Raw genomic sequence first — 16,452 nt, forward strand, 5'->3', positions numbered from 1 at the left:
TGACGCTGCCGCCAGGCGGCTACCTCCTCCTGTAAAAAATTCCACGGGGAGGACAGGGAGGGTGGAGAGGCTGAGGTAAATCTGAAAGCGCGGCAGGAGTGTGATAACACTCGCTTTTGTAAAGCGTAACTAATCAGTTCGCTTGCATTCAGTAACCGAATCTCCGAACGTGTATGACTATTAATTACGAAGCGTAAAAAAATGATGCGCTGAACGTTAACGGAGAAGCGTGCGCCCATGTTGATACCCTCAAAACTGAGTCGTCCCGTTCGTCCTGAAAGCACGGTTACCCGCGATCGTCTGCTGCAAAAGCTCAGCGCAGCGGCGAATTACCGGCTGGTGCTGATTGCCAGCCCGGCGGGCTACGGCAAAACCACGCTGGTATCGCAGTGGGCGGCTGATAAAACCGAGCTGGGCTGGTATTCATTAGACGAGGGCGACAATCAGCCGGAGCGCTTCGCCGATTACCTGATCGCCGCGCTGCAGCAGGCTACCCGCGGCGCATGCAGCCGCAGCGAGACGCTGGCGCAAAAGCGTCAGTACGTGAACCTCAATGCGCTGTTCGCCCAGCTGTTCAATGAGCTGGCCGCGTGGCAGCAGCCGCTGTGGCTGATCATCGATGATTATCATCACATCACCAATCCTGCCGTGCATGAAGCGATGCGCTTTTTCCTGCGCCATCAGCCGGATAACCTGACGCTGGTGGTGCTGTCCCGCAATCTGCCGCAGTTGGGTATTGCTAATCTGCGCGTGCGTGAACAACTGCTGGAGCTGGGCAGCCAGCAGCTGGCCTTCACCCATCAGGAGGCGAAACAGTTCTTCGACTGCCGCCTGAGTGCGCCGCTCGCGCCGGATGAGAGCAACCGTCTGTGTGATGATGTAGCAGGCTGGGCGACCGCGTTACAGCTGATCGCACTCTCCACCCGTCAGGGCGCGGCGTCGGCGCAGGACTCCGCTCGCCGGCTCTCCGGTATTAATGCCAGCCACCTTTCTGATTATCTGGTCGAGGAAGTGCTGGATAACGTCGATGCCGCCACGCGCCATTTTTTGCTGAAGAGCGCGTTATTGCAGTCGATGAATGATGCGCTGGTCGCCTGCGTGACCGGTGAAGACAACGGGCGCATGCGGCTGGAAGAAATTGAACGTCAGGGGCTGTTTATTCAGCGCATGGATGATTCAGGGCAGTGGTTCAGCTATCACCCGCTGTTCGGCAGCTTTTTGCGTCAGCGCTGCGAATGGGAGCTGGCCAGCGAGCTACCGGCCATTCACCGCGCGGCTGCGCAAAGCTGGATGGCGCAGGGTTTTCCCGGCGAAGCGATTCATCATGCGCTGGCGTCCGGCGATACCGATATGCTGCGCGACGTGCTGCTGCAGCATGCGTGGACGCTGTTCAACCGCAGCGAACTGGCACTGCTGGAGCAGTCGCTGAATGCGCTGCCGTGGCGCACGCTGCTGGCCAGTCCGAAACTGGTACTGCTGCAGGCCTGGCTGATGCAGAGCCAGCATCGCTTTTCTGAAGTTAACCGGCTGCTGGCGCGCTTTGAGGAAGGCTGCGACTGCGAAATCGACGCCGCGCTGCAGGGCGAATTCAATGCGGTGCGCGCACAGGTGGCCATCAATCACGGCAACGCCGACGAAGCAGAGCGACTGGCACGGCTGGCGCTGGAAACGCTGCCGGAAACGCGTCGCTACAGCCGCATTGTGGCCACCTCAGTGCACGGCGAAGTGATGCATTGCAAAGGTGACCTGACCAACTCGCTGGCGCTGATGCGGCAAACCGAACAGATGGCGCGCCGCGATGAAGCCTGGCACTACGCGCTGTGGAGTTTGATTCAGCAGAGCGAAATCCTGTTCGCACAGGGTTTTTTACAGTCAGCGTGGGAGATTCAGGAAAAAGCGTTTGTGCTGGTGAGTGAACAGCATCTGGCGAACATCCCGCTGCACGAGTTTTTACTGCGCATTCGTGCGCAGCTGATGTGGGCGTGGGGCCGGCTGGATGAGGCCGAACACGCCGCGCGCGCGGGCATCAAAGTCCTGAAAGGCTATCCGCCCCAGCAGCAAATCCAGTGCCTTGGGCTATTGATTCAGTGCTCGCTGGCACGCGGCAATCTGGATAATGCGCGCAGCTATCTCAGCCGGCTGGAAAACCTGATGAATAACGGCGTGCTGCACAGCGACTGGATTGCCAACGCCGACAAAGTGCGGCTGATCTACTGGCAGATGACGGGCGATGCGCAGAGTGCCAGCCACTGGATGCGCCATACCGCTAAACCCGCCTTTGCCAACAATCATTTTTTGCAGGGCCAGTGGCGCAACGTGGCGCGGGCGCAGATCCTGCTGGGCAACCTCAGCCAGGCCGAAGTGATCCTCGATGAGCTGAATGAGAATGCGCACGCGCTGCGGCTGATGAGTGATTTAAACCGTAACCTGCTGCTGCTAAATCAAATCTACTGGCAAACCGCGCGCAAAGCGGAGGCGCAGCAGGCGCTGATCGAAGCGCTGAAGCTGGCACGAAGCACCGGCTTCGTCAGCCACTTCGTGATTGAGGGCGAAATGATGGCGCAGCAGCTGCGCCAGTTAATTCAGCTCAATACGCTGAGCGAACTCGATCAGCATCGGGCCCGGCGCATTCTCAGTGAGATCAACAAGTATCACCGGCATAAGTTTGCCCATTTCGATGAGGGCTTCGTCAGCCGGCTGTTGAACCACCCGGATGTGCCGGAGCTGATTCGCACCAGCCCGCTGACGCAACGAGAATGGCAGGTGCTGGGGCTGATCTATTCCGGCTACAGCAACGATCAGATCGCCGGCGAGCTGGACGTCGCGGCGACCACCATCAAAACCCATATCCGTAATCTGTACCAGAAGCTGGGCGTCACCCATCGCGCCGAAGCGATGCACCAGGCGCAGTCAATGCTGAAACTGATGGGCTACGTTTAAGGCAGAAGTCGTGTGGCGGTGGATCTCATTACCTCGCAGAGCGCGTATAACGCTGGGCATGACTTGATATATGCATGAGGGAGTGAAATACTTGTAATGACATTTGTATGTACAAGAGGTGTAGGACATGGGCAGCATCAACCTGCGTATTGATGATGAACTCAAAGCACGTTCTTACGCTGCGCTTGAAAAAATGGGGGTGACTCCCTCTGAAGCGCTTCGTCTCATGCTTGAGTATATCGCCGAAAATGAACGTTTACCGTTCAAACAGACACTGCTGAGCGACGAAGATGCTGAGCTGGTCGAAATAGTGAAAGAGCGGCTTCGCAATCCTAAGCCAGTTCGTGTGACGCTGGATGACCTTTGATGGCCTATTTTCTGGATTTTGACGAGCGGGCACTAAAGGAATGGCGAAAGCTGGGCTCGACGGTACGTGAACAATTAAAAAAAAAAGCTGGCTGAAGTACTTGAGGCACCCCGTATTGAAGCGAACAAGCTTCGCGGTATGCCTGACTGCTACAAAATAAAACTCAGGTCTTCAGGTTATCGCCTTGTCTATCAGGTGATAGACGAGAAGGTGGTGGTTTTCGTGATTTCGGTTGGTAAAAGAGAACGCGCGGAGGTTTATAACGAGGCCGTGAAGCGCATTCTCTAAAACTAAGCCGGGTATTTCTGTTTCACCTTTAAAGTATCATTCTGCTTTAAGCTAACAGAGTCATCGTATTGCCACGGACTCTGCTCCAGACGCTCCCCGGCGTACACTGAACCATACCTCAGCTTTGTGCCGCGAGCTGGCGCGTCAGCCACGCATCCAGCTCGCTTTCCGGCAGCGGGCGCGCATAAAAGTAACCCTGCGCCTGATCGCAGCCGTACTCCGCCAGCGCAGCAACGGTGTCGACATTCTCTACGCCTTCAGCCAGTACGGTGTAATCCAGCTGTTTCAGCATGGTAATGATGCTGCGCGCGATAATCCGCGACGCGGTATCTGAGGCGATTTCGCTGATCAGCGCGCGATCAAGCTTGATCACATCCAGCGGCATCCGTCGCAGGTAGCCGATATTGCTGTAGCCGGTGCCAAAGTCATCCAGCGAGATGCCAAACCCACGCAGCTTGAGCATCTCCAGCCCCTGTAGCGCGGCGGGACTGTTAATAATCTGCTCGGTCTCCAGACATTCAATGCCCAGCAGCGAGGTCGGCAGGCGGGCCTGCAGCATCTTCGTTTCCAGCGCATCGGCAAAGCCGGGATCAGAGAAGTCGCGGCTGCTGATATTGATAGTCACCGGCAGCTGGAGAGGGCTGTGCTGCAGGCGTTTTAGCCTGGCGATCGCCTTGTCGGTCACCCAGCTGGTTAAGGCACTGAGCAGCTCGGTCTGTTCCGCCAGCGGGATAAACAGATCGGGAGCGAGTTCGCCGCGCTGCGGATGCCGCCAGCGCACCAGTGCCTCCAGGCCAACGGGCCGGCCACTGTTCAGGCAGATCTTCGGCTGGAACGCCAGCCACAGGCCCTGATCCTGTTGCAGTGCCGCAGCCAGATCGTTCATCAGCAGAAAGTCCTGAGTGCGGCGCTGATCGGCTACCAGGCTGAAGCTCATGGCAGGCACCCGGTTGCCAATCGCCTCATGCAGGGCACTTACCGCACGGCGCAGCACTTCCTGTGCGCGGAGTTCTGCTGGAATGAAAATGACCTCGCCGGTAAAGCAGGTGAGGGCGACAGAGATGCCCGCGTCCAAATCCGCGCTGATCCCTGCCAGGTTTTCCGCCACCGATGCGGCGGTCAGCGGGCTGTTATCCATGGTGAGAATCGCAAAACGCCCGGTGGCGACGGTATAAATGATGTCGTCCGCACCGGGCTGCAGGCGCAAAGGCAGTAACGTGGTGACGTGCTTCAGCAGGCTTTCCACCGGCCCCATGCCCATGGAGCGCGCCAGCTCGTAGGCGCGCGGCATATCAATGCAGTCGATCAGGATCAGCCGCTGCGGCGTCCGGTCCCCGATGGAGGCCAGCCGCTGCAGGTCGCGAATCAGGCGCTGGCGGTTAGGCAGTGCCGTGACCGGATCGGTGAAGCCGGCGCAGTGCCACGCTTCGAGGAAGGACATCACCAGATCGGCCAGCAGCTGTAATATCTTCACCTGATCAGCGCTGAACGCGTGTGGCGCCACGTCCGTGACGCACAGCGTGCCCAGCACATAGCCATCACGATGCCTGAGCGGCACACCGGCGTAAAAGCGGATAAAAGGGGCACCGATGATCAGCGGATGGCGGGCAAAACGCGCATCCAGCAGGGTGTCGGAGATAACTACCGCGCCGTCACTGTCCACGGCGTGGCGGCACAGCGAGTCGTCACGGGACGAGTGCTTCAGCGCAAAATTATGGGCGGCGCAGATATACTGATGTTCATCATCCAGAACGGAGACAAAGCTACCTGGAATACCCAGTGCCTGACTGGTCAGCCGGACAAAGTTTTGTAATACGTCGTCACGGCTTTCGTCGCGACTGCGCAGCGCCTTCAATGCCCGTGCGCGGCGATCGTCGTCACCGTTGAAATTCATCAGCATAATTTCCTCCGCGCCGGCCTGGTTCCGGTGCGAAATTTAACAGCAAAAAGTACAGTATGCGGCCTGCAACACCCTGCCGCTGGCGTGGTTAATAAGTGTAAATATTATAATGGTCTTTCTCATGGTAGGCTTAACACCGGCATCTGTCATTTTTATTTTCTTTAACGAAATTTTTAAGCAGCGACGATTCTGATAATTTATCGTAATATTTTCATCAGTCTGATTGATAACAGGTTACGCGTCCTTACTGCTAACTCTAATTAAGTAGAAGGTGCAGGTATTAGACATTGCCAATGAAGACGTTATTAATTTCTGGCAGGGATGAGTCGGGTAATAATGCTGGTTTTTAGTGATTGATGAGCAAAATAATAGTATCGCTGCGTATTATTATCCTGATAAAAAACGCACCTGCCGGTATATTTATTATCCCGGCTAATGTTATATAAGCGTATTGTTCATTCCGCTCTGTCACCACAGACATCAGATTTCCCCCTCAAATTATTCCCCGTTAATCAAACTCAGCAGGTGTAACACCGTTTTGGCCGGATGATTACGCCGCCAGGCAAAGGCAATGTCGGTGAACAGCGTATTGTTTTCAATGTCACGAAATACCAGCTGTGGATTGTTGACGCAGCACAGCGAAGCCGGCACCAGCGCAATCCCGCAGCCTGCGCCCACCATGCCGAGCGAGGAGGTAATCTGCGGAGCCTGCTGAAAGCGTGTTGCATCAAAGCCGGCGCGCAGACAGGCACTGACGATTAATTCGTACAGGCTGGGCGCCACCTCGCGCGGGAAAATAATCAGTGATTCTTCGGCCAGCTGCGTTAGCGCAACACTTTGCTGCTGGCTCAGCGCATGGCTGGCCGGCAGCGCCACTTTCATCTCCTCGGTAGCGATCACTTTCAGGTTAAACGCCTTACTGCTCTCACACGGCAGACGAATGAACGCCGCATCCAGCAAACCTTCCCCTAAGTCCTGCATCAGCAGCGCCATGTTCTCTTCCCGGGTGATGAGCTCCATCGCCGGGTAGCGCGTTTTGAAGGCGCGAATCAGATCAAACACCGGCGCGCCAAACGCCACCGAGCTGGCAAAACCCAGTGACATCTGGCCGCTCATGCCGCGCGCCACGCCGCGCGCCTTTTCCAGCGCCATATCGGCCAGCTGCACAATCGCTATCGCATCGGGCAGAAACGCGCGGCCCGCATCGGTCAGTTCCACGCCGCGCGTCAGGCGCTTCAGCAGCGGCGTGCCGATCTCGTGCTCCAGCCGCTGGATTTGCTGGCTGAGCGGTGGCTGCGACATGCCCAGCAACTCGGCGGCGCGGGTAAAGTGCTGCGTTTCAGCAACGGCAACGAAATAACGCAGGTGGCGAAGTTCCATATCAAAAACGTCTCGAAGTTGGCAGTTTTCACTATTGGATTCTGTGAGCTATGTAGCCCACCATGATATTAACACGGCTTAACTATCTGATTGTGAGGCAGCAAATGTGTAACTTTGTATCTGATTGTTCATGCGAAGATCAGCTAAAGGCATCCGTCACTCAACTGGGACAGCAATCACCAGAAAAGGTTATCTATCAGACCTCCCTGATGAGTGCGCTGCTCAATGGCGTCTATGACGGTTCAACCACCGTCGCGCAGCTGTTGCAGAAGGGCGATTTTGGCCTCGGCACGTTTAATCAGCTGGATGGTGAACTGGTGGCATTTGACCGGCAGGTTTATCAGCTGCGCGCCGATGGCAGCGCCAGCCCGGCCCGGCCTGAACAACAAACCCCGTTCGCCGTGATGACCTTCTTCAAACCGGAACATCAGCACCGCTTTGCGCATACCGCTACGCGCGATGACGTCCATCAGGTGATTGATCGCATCATCACCTCCGATAACCATTTCTGCGCGCTGCGCCTGAGCGGCCGCTTTGCCTCGGTACAGACGCGCACCGTGCCCTGCCAGTGCCGTCCGTATCGCTCTATGCCGGAAGTGCTCGGCAATCAGCCCACCTTTGATTTTCGCCAGCGCGACGGTGAGCTGATTGGATTCCGCACGCCGCAATATATGCAGGGTATTAACGTCGCCGGCTATCACGAGCACTTCATCACCGACGATCGTCAGGGCGGCGGGCATATCCTCGACTATGTGCTGGAGCAGGGCACGCTGACGTTTGGTGCCATCAGCAAGCTGGTGGTCGACCTGCCGCAGGATCGAGAGTTTTTACAGGCCGATCTCAATCCGCAGGATCTGGATGCCGCGATCCGTTCCGTCGAAAGTTAATCGCAGAGGTGATCATGAAACAGCTTAAAACCCAGACGCTGTGGAACAGTGGTGCAGACCTGGTTGTCGCTCAGCTGGAAGCGCAGGGCGTAAACCATATTTTTGGCATTCCCGGTGCCAAAATCGACAAGGTGTTTGATTCGCTGGTGGATTCTTCCATTCAGCTGATTCCGGTGCGTCATGAGGCTAACGCGGCGTTTATGGCCGCGGCAATGGGCCGCCTGACCGGCCACGCCGGCGTAGCGCTGGTGACTTCCGGGCCCGGCTGCTCAAACCTGGTGACCGGCATGGCCACCGCCACCAGCGAAGGCGATCCGGTGGTGGCGATCGGCGGGGCGGTTAAGCGCTCCGACAGTGCCAAACAGGTGCATCAAAGCATGGACACGGTGGCGATGTTTCGCCCGGTGACCAAATTTGCCGTAGAAGTCACTGATGCTTCGGCGCTCGCGGAGTGCGTATCGAACGCGTTTCGCCATGCCGAAAACGGGCGCGGCGGCGCATCGTTCCTCAGTCTGCCGCAGGACATTGTTGACCAGCCGGTGTCAGGCAGCCTGTTACAGCGTTCAGGACACATCACGCTGGGCGCTGCGCCCGACGCGCTGGTGAATGCCGTCAGCCGCGAGATTGCGCGGGCGAAAAATCCGGTGATTCTGCTGGGCCTGATGGCCAGCCAGCCGGAGAATAGCGCGGCGATTCATGAACTGCTGAGCAAAAGCCGTATTCCGGTGACCAGCACCTATCAGGCGGCGGGCGCGGTGCGGCAGGAGCACTTCTCACGCTTTGCCGGGCGGGTAGGCCTGTTTAACAATCAGGCCGGTGACCGCTTGCTCCAGCAGGCGGATTTGATTATCACCATTGGTTACAGCCCGGTGGAGTATGAACCGGCCATGTGGAACAGCAGCAACGCCTTGCTGGTGCACATCGACGTGCTGCCCGCCGAAACCGATAACCACTATCAACCCGACGCTGAGCTGGTAGGTGATATCGCCGGGACAGTGCGCAAAATCGCCGCGCAAATCACGTCACCGCTGCAGCTCAGCGACGCTGCCGCCACCATTCTGCAGGATCGTCAGCAACAGCGTCAGCTGCTGGCGATGCAGGGTGCCAGCCTCGATCAGTTCGCCCTGCATCCACTGCGTATCGTCCGGGCGATGCAGGACATCATTAACAGTGACGTCAGCCTGACGGTCGACATGGGCAGTTTTCATATTTGGATTGCCCGTTATCTTTACAGCTTCCGGGCACGGCAAATCATGATTTCCAACGGGCAGCAAACCATGGGCGTGGCGTTGCCGTGGGCGATTGGCGCCTGGCTGGTCGATCCGTCCCGTAAAGTGGTTTCAGTGTCGGGCGACGGCGGCTTTCTGCAATCCAGCATGGAGCTGGAAACCGCCGTCAGGTTAAAGGCCAATATTCTGCACATCATCTGGGTCGACAATGGCTATAACATGGTGGCGATTCAGGAAGAGAAGAAATACCAGCGCGTCTCCGGTGTGAACTTCGGGCCGGTGGATTTCAAAGCTTACGCGCAGGCGTTTGGTGCCGCTGGATTTTCGGTGAACAGCGCAGCTGAGCTGGAACCCACGTTGCGGCGGGCGATGGAGGTGGAAGGACCGGCCGTGGTGGCCATCCCGGTAGATTACAGCGATAACCCGCTGCTGATGGGGCAGCTGCACCTCAGCCAGCTGCTTTGATCGGCTGTCACCTGAGTCAGTCCGGACCGGCCGTCAACGTCACGGCGGTCCGGAGTAATGCGCTATTTAGCGCCTGGCTGGCCGTATTGGGTTAAAAGCTCTGCCAGTCCGCATCCATGCCATGCCCGGCGGCCACCGGCACGGCAGCCGGACGTTTCTGCGCGGAGACCGTTTTCGGGCGCTCAGCAGGTCGCGCGGACCCGGCCAGTGAAAACTGATTCACCAGGCCGGACAGGGTTTGCGCCTGATCCTGCAATGACGCGGATGCGGCAGAGGCCTCCTCTACCAGCGCCGCATTCTGCTGCGTGACATCATCCATCTGATTAATCGCCAGGTGCACCTGCGAGATGCCGGTGTTTTGCTCTTCGGCTGCGGCAGCAATTTCGCTTACAAGGTCATTCACCTGACGGAACGCGGTTTTCAGTCCTGTCATGTTCTCTTCCACCGCTTCGGCCTGTACCGCACCCGATTCCACCAGGCTGTAGGAGGTATCAATCAGCTGTTTGATCTCCCTGGCCGCCTGGGTCGAACGCTGCGAGAGATTGCGCACTTCACCCGCGACCACCGCAAAGCCCTTTCCGTGTTCGCCGGCGCGCGCCGCTTCGACGGCAGCATTCAGTGCCAGAATATTGGTCTGGAAGGCAATGCCTTCGATCAGCGTGACAATTTCGGTGATTTTTTTCGAGCTGGAGCGGATCTCCGCCATGGTGTTGAGCATATTGCCCAGCGACACCGCGCTGGCGTCTGAAAGTTCTGTCGCGTTACCGGCCAGACGGTTGGCCTGCCGGGTATTATCCGCCGTCTGACGCACGGTTTCGCTCAGTTCCGCCATACTGGCCGCCGTCTGTTCCAGCGAGGCGGCCTGCTGCTCGGTTCGGGAAGAGAGATCTTCATTACCCGCGGCGATTTGTGCCGACGCCGAACTGACGGCGTGAGAAGCGGTACTGACCTGCGCCAGCGCGCTGCCAACCCGGTCAAGCAGCTGGTTAAAGGCGCGGGCCATGTTGCCGACTTCGTCTTTTTTGCTGTCATCGGCGGTGACGCTCAGGTCAAGGCTGCTGCCAACGTGATCCATCACCTGCCCAATTGCTTTCAGGCTGTGACGAATGCGCATCAGGGTTAACGCGGTGAGCGTACCCAGTAACAGCAGTGTCAGCGTGACCCCGGCACTCAATCCCCAGAATGTGCGGTGATAGATCTCCTGGTTCACCACGCGCAAGCCGTCACCCAGCGACAAATTAAGCGCCATCTGCTGGCGATAATCATTTTTTAACTGACTGATGGCGCCGCCAATACCGCTTTCGGCTTCCAGCATGCCGAGCGTGACGTCATCCTGATGAGCATGTGAAGCAGCAAGAAACGCCGGCAACCGCGACTCCACCAGCCGCAGCGTCGCCAGGCCTTTAATGGTGATCTGCTTGTCTTCGTCGCTGGAGATATCATTGGCTAAATAATATTCTGCCAGCGTTTTAATATCGGCCAGGCGCTGGGCGATCTCTTTCTCGACCGGCGGCATGCGCGCATTGTCAGTCTGGCTTTGATGCTTATACAGCGACAGAGAGAGTTTATTGCTGCGATCGATCAGCTCGGATAAATCGCGAATAGAAGGAATTGCGTTAGCCTGTACGTATTCAAAACGGTCCTGAAAACCGCCCAGCAGTCGCACAGAAATAATACCCGTCACCACCAGTGAAGCTGAGAGCAAAATGAAAGCCAGGGTAAGTCTTTGAGTAATATTCATCATCTGTTTACCTGGAAAAAAGTTTAAAAGGAAGAACACAACAACTCAGCGTTAATCGGCATCACATCACAAAAGGTTATTTCAAAAATTATGAATAAATTAACTTCTCAGGATCATTAATTTTGAAGTAATTAAATAACTTTCAAAATGCGTTGCGTATTATTTTGCGCTAATTACCTGCTTCTTACGGTGGGCTATCCACTCACGATACTGGGCCGGCGTCATCGCCATCACCTGATGGAAGGCTTTACGAAAGGCGGTGTCTTCGCTGTAACCGCACTGCAAGGCGGTCTGACGCACGCTGACGTCGGTGCTGGCCAGGATGGTACAGGCCAGTTCAATGCGGATGCGGGTAATAAACTCTTTTGGCGTTTCCTGCGACAGGGCTTTCATTCTGCGCTGCAGGGTGCGCCCGGTAACGTTCAGTGCGACTGCCAGCTGCGCGGCATTGATGGCGGGATTTTCCAGGCGGATGATCTCCTGCGCCCGCACCAGAAACGGCGTGCTGCTTTTCCCCGTACCCGGCGAGCCGGGAAGGTGGGTGTGCAGCACAGGGTTATCGGCCAGCGACATCTCCCGGGTAAGGTCCGCCACCGCCTTGCCGGCGCTTTTTTCAATGATATACAGGGCCAGCGATATCCACGAAAAACAGCCACCGCTGGTAATGACGCGATCGTCTTCCTCCAGCGTCTTGCCTTTCGCCAGTCGCGCCTGTGGATAGCGCGCCTGCAGCATATGGCTGACCCACCAGGTGGTGGTAAAGGAACGGTCATTCAGCAAACCCGCCTCGCCGAGGATCACGCCACCGGTGCCCGCAGCAGCCACCCAGACACCCTGCTGATAGAGTTTGTTAAACCAGCCAGCAGCCTGACGGATACTGTCGAGGTTGATCGGTTGCAGGTCGGGCCCCAGCAACATGCCGGGCGCAATCACCACATCAACCGCACCGGCCCCCTGAAATGAGCTGTCGATGTGAATCAGGCGGCCTTCCGTATCCCACACCGGATCCCCGTTGGCGCTGACAATCAGCGTTTCAAAAGCTTTATCGGGAAAGCGTGCGGCGTGCACGGGGGAAGAGGCAATCGCTTTATTGGTTATCCAGAAAAGGTCGGTCATTCCGGCAACGGCGGACAGTACGCTGCCTTCCAGGGCGAGTATGGCGATACGCATAAGGTTTTTCCTGTGTTCAGATTGTCGTGATTTGCGTGAAAAATGTGACATTTTCCGCCGCTGAAGCTTTGTGGCCTCAATAGCGGACTCTTAGTTTATCTGGCCCTGGCGGTTGTCATCGGAAAAGAAACCGGCAATGTGCGGATATCAGACCAGCAGGGAGGCGAAAAGGGCGCAGGGATGAGGCGATGGGATTGGGCAAAGTCGCGGTGTGTGACAGGCAACAGGGCGCATAGCCAGCGCCACCACCATCGTGGCGCTGGTCCTGACGTTAGCTGAATCTTTCCGGGCGGAAGGTCGCCAGCATCGGGTGTTTGACGCCGGTGAGCATCTCCTGCGTCAGTATCTCACCGAGGATCAACGCCAGCGTGGCGCCGGAATGGGTGAAGACAACAAAACAGCCGGGAACCTGCTGCAACTCACCGACCACCGGTTCGCCATCGCCGGGAATCGGCTTGAGACCGATTTTCCAGCTGCTGGCTTTCAGCGGCGCGCCGTCAGCGATCAGGTTACCCGCTTCCGCCATCAGCTGGTTAATGACTGCGGTATCAATGCTGTACTGCCCGTCGGCCTGCGCGACGATGTGCTCTTCATACCAGTCATGATCGATGGCGATGGTGTTGCCGGGATTAGGCCGGACCGCCGCGCGCGGCGTATTCATTACCACCTGCAGCCGGTGATCGCCGGGCTGGCTGGTTACCAGCATCGAGACCGGAGAACCGTTGGGGATGTGCACGCCGAGCGGTGCCACCACTTCCGGCGTCCACGGGCCACACGCCACCAGTACCCGATCGGCCAGCAGATCACCGCGTTTTTCGCTGCGAATGCCGCTGGCCCGGCCGTCTTTGGTGATCACGCTGGCTTTACCGGCGTGCTCAACGATCTCTCCGCCCAGCGCGCGCAATGCCTGAACCAGATGCTCAACCAGATGCGGCAGGCTGACCCAGCCTTCACCGGGGTTGGCAATCGCCACCTGACTCAGGCTGGCCGGATTCACCTGTGCATCGACATCACCGACCGTGGCGCGATTGATCAGCTTTGAGTCGTAGCCCTGCGCTTTTTCATAGTGATGGCGCGCTTTAGTACCCGCGTCATCGTCTGCGGCCCAGTAAATCGCGCCGTCGAAGCGCAGCCAGTCGAGCTGCGGATGACGGGCAAACAGCGTGCGATAGCGGTCAATGCCCGCCATGCGCAGCGCATGGTAAGGCTGCGAACGCTCGCCCGCGGAGTTGAGCCAGGAGAGGGAGCGGCCGGTGGCGCCGGAGCAGAGTGCCGCTTCCGTCACCAGCGTGACCTGCGCGCCCGCCTGCGCCAGCTGCCAGGCGGTTGAGACGCCGAGGATGCCGCCACCCAGCACGATGACGGTTTTTGCCACGGTTTTGTCAGACATCATTCATTCCTTCTGTTAAAAAAATGTTCGCCCTTGAGGCAATACGTACGCGATGCTGCCGATGGAGCTGCTCAATAAGCTGTAAAACGCCGAGCGCTTCACGCGCATCAACCGGCGGCGGCCCGCCATGTATCAGGGCGTTGGCTAACAGCTGATAGAAAGCGGGGTAATGACCACGTTCAATCGGCACCGTTGTGGTTGCCCCGACCGTGCCGGCCCGGGCAACGTTTTCTGCTGGCGTCACGCCGTACTGGCTGTCGCCGGGCGACATGCCAGCCGCCAGCTGCGGCTCCTGATTGTCCAGCCCCCAGTGGGTGAAGGCGCCTTTACTGCCCAGCAGGTGAAAGCGCGGCGCATTCAGTGCCGCCTGGCCATTCATCCACAACCGCGAGCGCACGCCGTTGTGGTGCAGCAATGAGACAAAACAGTCCTCGTCGCTGTCCGATTGCGGGCCGGAATGGCGCGCCAGCTCTGCCGTGGCATGGGCGACCGGGCCAAAGAGCTGGATGGCCTGGTCAATCAGATGGCTGCCGAGATCCAGCAGCAAACCACCGCCCTGCGCCAGCGTGACGCTGTCACGCCAATTGCCGAATCCCTGCGGTCGCCACCATTCGAAACGCGACTCAAAACTCCTTACGGTGCCGAAGGCTTCCTTGTGCACCAGGCGCTGTAATGTCAGAAAGTCACCGTCCCAGCGTCGGTTATGAAACACGGTGAGCAAGGTATTGGCCTGCTGCGCGGCAGCGATCATCATTTCTGCCGCCTGCACGTCTGGTGCGAACGGTTTATCCACCACCAGATGGATCGCGCGCTGGCTGGCCTGCACAGCCTGCTCCGCGTGTTGCGCCGGCGGCGTGGCCAGCACGATGAGATCGATGCCGATCTCGCCGCCATCAATGGCCTTAAGCAGCGCAGGCCAGTCCGGCAGCACGCGCGCCTGGGGGTAACGTTGCTGCGCGGTCGCTACGCGTTGGGCATCGCCAGTGACGATAACGTCGAGACGATAGTCAGCGTTATGGGCAAGCAACGGTGCATGAAACACGCTGCCAGCGACGCCAAATCCCACCAGCGCCGTGCGGACTGGGCCGCTAACCTGAAGATGTGTCATTACAGCACCTCCGACAGAAAACGCTGTAGGCGCGCGGACTGCGGACGGTCAAAGATTTGTTCCGGCGTGCCGGCTTCCACGATTTCGCCTTCATCCATAAACACCACCTGGTCGGCCACGCGCCGGGCGAAGCCCATCTCATGGGTCACGACCACCATGGTCATGCCGCGCTGGCACAAATCGGCCATTAGCGTCAGAACGCCTTTCACCAGCTCAGGATCGAGTGCCGAGGTGGCTTCATCGAACAGCATCACTTCCGGCTCCATTGCCAGCGCGCGCGCTATTGCCACCCGCTGCTGCTGGCCACCGGAGAGATCGCGCGGCCGGTGATCGGCTCGCTGAGCAAGTCCCACTTCAGCCAGCCGCTGACGGGCAATCTCCAGCGCTTCGGCTTTCGGGCGGCCTTTCACTTTCCACGGTGCCAGCGCCACGTTTTCCAGCGCGCTGTGATCGGGAAACAGGTTGAAATGCTGAAAAACCATGCCAATTCTCAGCCGCAGCGCATCGGGCTTGTCCTTCAGGACAGAACGCCCGGCCAGTAAGACATCGCCATTCTTCGGCTCATGCAGGCGATTGATGCCGCGCAGTAAGGTGGATTTTCCCGATCCCGAGGGACCGATGATGCAGGTGGTGGTGCCCGGTTCGATGCTCAGCGACACATTACGCAGCACCTCAATTGGGCCGTACGCCAGAGTCAGATTGCGCAGCTCGAGACTGGCGCCGTGAAATGCAGATGGCATGGCCATATTAGTGTCCTCGCTCGCTGGTAAGGGAGACCGCCGGAACCACGTTGCGCTTTTGCTGCACTTCATCGAGCTCCTTCAGGCCGCTTTGTGGCGCGGTGGCGCGGCGACGTCCGGTACGGTAGCGGACGTCGATATAGTTCACGGCGTGGGTGAGCGGCACGGTGATCACCAGATAGAACAGCCCGGCCAGCATCAGGGGTGACAGGTTGCCGCTCAGCACGGCGGCATCCTGACCGACGCGGAACAGCTCACGCTGACCGGTCATCAGACCCAGCAGATAAACCAGCGACGAGTCTTTGATGATGGCGATGAACTGATTGACTATCGCAGGCAACACGCGGCGGATGCCCTGCGGAATGATTACCAGGCGCATCGCCCGGCCATAGCTCATTCCCAGCGCCCGGCAGGCTTCCATCTGCCCCTGTTCCACGCTCTGGATACCGGAGCGGAAAATCTCGCCCATGTAAGCGCTGGCAATCAGGCTCAGGGCAAAAATGCCGAGCGGATACGGCGTCGGGCCAAACAGCTGATAGCTGAAACGCGCCAGACCCTGACCAATCAACAGAATGGTGAGGATGGAAGGCAAGCCGCGAAACAGATCGGTATACAGCCGCGCGGGCACGCGCAGCCAGCGCGAGGGCGAGATGCCCATCAGCGCCAGTATCAGGCCGAATAACGTGCCCAGCACGGTGGCCGCCACGGAGATAATGATGGTGTTGACCAGTCCGGTTGCCAGCAGCTGTGGCAGGACGTCCATCATTGATGGAATATCAAAAAACGTACGGGAAAGAATAGTGATCAGATCCATAGCCGATTCTCGGTTGCGGGTGACGGACATGCG

The 16,452-nt window shown here is 58.1% G+C and carries 12 protein-coding genes and 1 pseudogene; 5 read left to right on the forward strand and 8 right to left on the reverse strand.

The genetic code is table 11. The features are described from left to right. Positions 1 to 237 precede the first annotated feature (237 nt). The 3 genes and pseudogenes from malT to C1N56_RS20515 all read left to right on the forward strand — a co-directional run bounded on the left by malT (position 238) and on the right by C1N56_RS20515 (position 3,595). Positions 238 to 2,940 carry an HTH-type transcriptional regulator MalT gene (malT, locus tag C1N56_RS20505; RefSeq protein WP_394517682.1) on the forward strand — a complete coding sequence of 901 codons (2,703 nt, stop codon included), beginning with the start codon at positions 238 to 240 and terminating at the stop codon, positions 2,938 to 2,940. A gap of 127 nt (positions 2,941 to 3,067) precedes the next feature. After that, the gene (relB, locus tag C1N56_RS20510) at positions 3,068 to 3,307 is read left to right on the forward strand and encodes a type II toxin-antitoxin system antitoxin RelB (protein WP_058759167.1); all 240 of its coding nucleotides are present in this window, start codon (positions 3,068 to 3,070) and stop codon (positions 3,305 to 3,307) included. Further along, positions 3,307 to 3,595 (forward strand): annotated as a pseudogene (locus C1N56_RS20515) (type II toxin-antitoxin system RelE/ParE family toxin). The gene relB and the pseudogene C1N56_RS20515 overlap by 1 nt, the downstream one beginning before the upstream one ends. Positions 3,596 to 3,713: 118 nt before the next feature. Here the strand turns inward: C1N56_RS20515 and C1N56_RS20520 are convergent. Together C1N56_RS20520 and C1N56_RS20525 are read right to left on the reverse strand one after the other, a co-directional pair. Then, positions 3,714 to 5,495 carry an EAL domain-containing protein gene (locus tag C1N56_RS20520; protein WP_394517683.1) on the reverse strand — a complete coding sequence of 594 codons (1,782 nt, stop codon included), beginning with the start codon at positions 5,493 to 5,495 and terminating at the stop codon, positions 3,714 to 3,716. 498 nt (positions 5,496 to 5,993) lie between these two features. After that, positions 5,994 to 6,875: a LysR family transcriptional regulator gene (locus C1N56_RS20525; RefSeq protein WP_282954383.1), complete on the reverse strand. Its 882-nt coding sequence runs from the start codon at positions 6,873 to 6,875 to the stop codon at positions 5,994 to 5,996. 104 nt (positions 6,876 to 6,979) lie between these two features. Here C1N56_RS20525 and budA point away from each other — a divergent pair, with 104 nt between their 5' ends. Further along, positions 6,980 to 7,762 (forward strand): acetolactate decarboxylase, encoded by a 783-nt coding sequence (budA, locus tag C1N56_RS20530; protein ID WP_031280091.1) that lies wholly within the window; start codon positions 6,980 to 6,982, stop codon positions 7,760 to 7,762. A 14-nt stretch (positions 7,763 to 7,776) separates the two neighbouring features. Further along, complete coding sequence (gene alsS, locus C1N56_RS20535) at positions 7,777 to 9,456, forward strand: acetolactate synthase AlsS (RefSeq protein ID WP_021509428.1); 1,680 nt, start codon at positions 7,777 to 7,779, stop codon at positions 9,454 to 9,456. 91 nt (positions 9,457 to 9,547) lie between these two features. Here the strand turns inward: alsS and C1N56_RS20540 are convergent, their stop codons facing one another. The 6 genes from C1N56_RS20540 to C1N56_RS20565 all read right to left on the reverse strand — a co-directional run bounded on the left by C1N56_RS20540 (position 9,548) and on the right by C1N56_RS20565 (position 16,419). After that, positions 9,548 to 11,197 (reverse strand): methyl-accepting chemotaxis protein, encoded by a 1,650-nt coding sequence (locus C1N56_RS20540; RefSeq protein ID WP_394517726.1) that lies wholly within the window; start codon positions 11,195 to 11,197, stop codon positions 9,548 to 9,550. A gap of 159 nt (positions 11,198 to 11,356) precedes the next feature. Beyond that, on the reverse strand, positions 11,357 to 12,367 hold the full coding sequence (locus C1N56_RS20545; protein ID WP_072208995.1) for a GlxA family transcriptional regulator: 1,011 nt from the start codon (positions 12,365 to 12,367) through the stop codon (positions 11,357 to 11,359). A 271-nt stretch (positions 12,368 to 12,638) separates the two neighbouring features. After that, positions 12,639 to 13,757, reverse strand: coding sequence for an NAD(P)/FAD-dependent oxidoreductase (locus tag C1N56_RS20550; RefSeq protein WP_394517727.1), 1,119 nt, complete (start codon positions 13,755 to 13,757; stop codon positions 12,639 to 12,641). Continuing rightward, positions 13,750 to 14,865, reverse strand: a complete 1,116-nt coding sequence (locus C1N56_RS20555) for a Gfo/Idh/MocA family protein (RefSeq protein WP_394517684.1) — start codon at positions 14,863 to 14,865, stop codon at positions 13,750 to 13,752. Before C1N56_RS20555 ends, C1N56_RS20550 begins: the two co-directional genes overlap by 8 nt. Further along, a complete protein-coding gene (locus C1N56_RS20560) occupies positions 14,865 to 15,611 on the reverse strand; it encodes an amino acid ABC transporter ATP-binding protein (protein ID WP_021509433.1) in 747 nt (248 codons plus the stop codon). The genes C1N56_RS20555 and C1N56_RS20560 overlap by 1 nt, the downstream gene beginning before the upstream one ends. A 1-nt stretch (position 15,612) precedes the next feature. Then, positions 15,613 to 16,419, reverse strand: a complete 807-nt coding sequence (locus C1N56_RS20565) for an amino acid ABC transporter permease (RefSeq protein ID WP_021509434.1) — start codon at positions 16,417 to 16,419, stop codon at positions 15,613 to 15,615. Between the last annotated feature and the right edge of the window lie 33 nt (positions 16,420 to 16,452).

This window comes from Pantoea sp. SGAir0175, from assembly GCF_043547855.1.

What these genes read in the sequence shown, in the direction of transcription:
- C1N56_RS20525 (WP_282954383.1), bottom strand. Translation starts at nt 6,875, where the DNA reads ATGGAACTTCGCCACCTGCGTTATTTCGTTGCCGTTGCTGAAACGCAG.
- C1N56_RS20555 (WP_394517684.1), bottom strand. Translation starts at nt 14,865, where the DNA reads ATGACACATCTTCAGGTTAGCGGCCCAGTCCGCACGGCGCTGGTGGGA.
- C1N56_RS20565 (WP_021509434.1), bottom strand. Translation starts at nt 16,419, where the DNA reads ATGGATCTGATCACTATTCTTTCCCGTACGTTTTTTGATATTCCATCA.
- malT (WP_394517682.1), top strand. Translation starts at nt 238, where the DNA reads ATGTTGATACCCTCAAAACTGAGTCGTCCCGTTCGTCCTGAAAGCACG.
- C1N56_RS20560 (WP_021509433.1), bottom strand. Translation starts at nt 15,611, where the DNA reads ATGGCCATGCCATCTGCATTTCACGGCGCCAGTCTCGAGCTGCGCAAT.
- C1N56_RS20520 (WP_394517683.1), bottom strand. Translation starts at nt 5,495, where the DNA reads ATGCTGATGAATTTCAACGGTGACGACGATCGCCGCGCACGGGCATTG.
- relB (WP_058759167.1), top strand. Translation starts at nt 3,068, where the DNA reads ATGGGCAGCATCAACCTGCGTATTGATGATGAACTCAAAGCACGTTCT.
- budA (WP_031280091.1), top strand. Translation starts at nt 6,980, where the DNA reads ATGTGTAACTTTGTATCTGATTGTTCATGCGAAGATCAGCTAAAGGCA.
- alsS (WP_021509428.1), top strand. Translation starts at nt 7,777, where the DNA reads ATGAAACAGCTTAAAACCCAGACGCTGTGGAACAGTGGTGCAGACCTG.
- C1N56_RS20540 (WP_394517726.1), bottom strand. Translation starts at nt 11,197, where the DNA reads ATGAATATTACTCAAAGACTTACCCTGGCTTTCATTTTGCTCTCAGCT.
- C1N56_RS20545 (WP_072208995.1), bottom strand. Translation starts at nt 12,367, where the DNA reads ATGCGTATCGCCATACTCGCCCTGGAAGGCAGCGTACTGTCCGCCGTT.
- C1N56_RS20550 (WP_394517727.1), bottom strand. Translation starts at nt 13,757, where the DNA reads ATGTCTGACAAAACCGTGGCAAAAACCGTCATCGTGCTGGGTGGCGGC.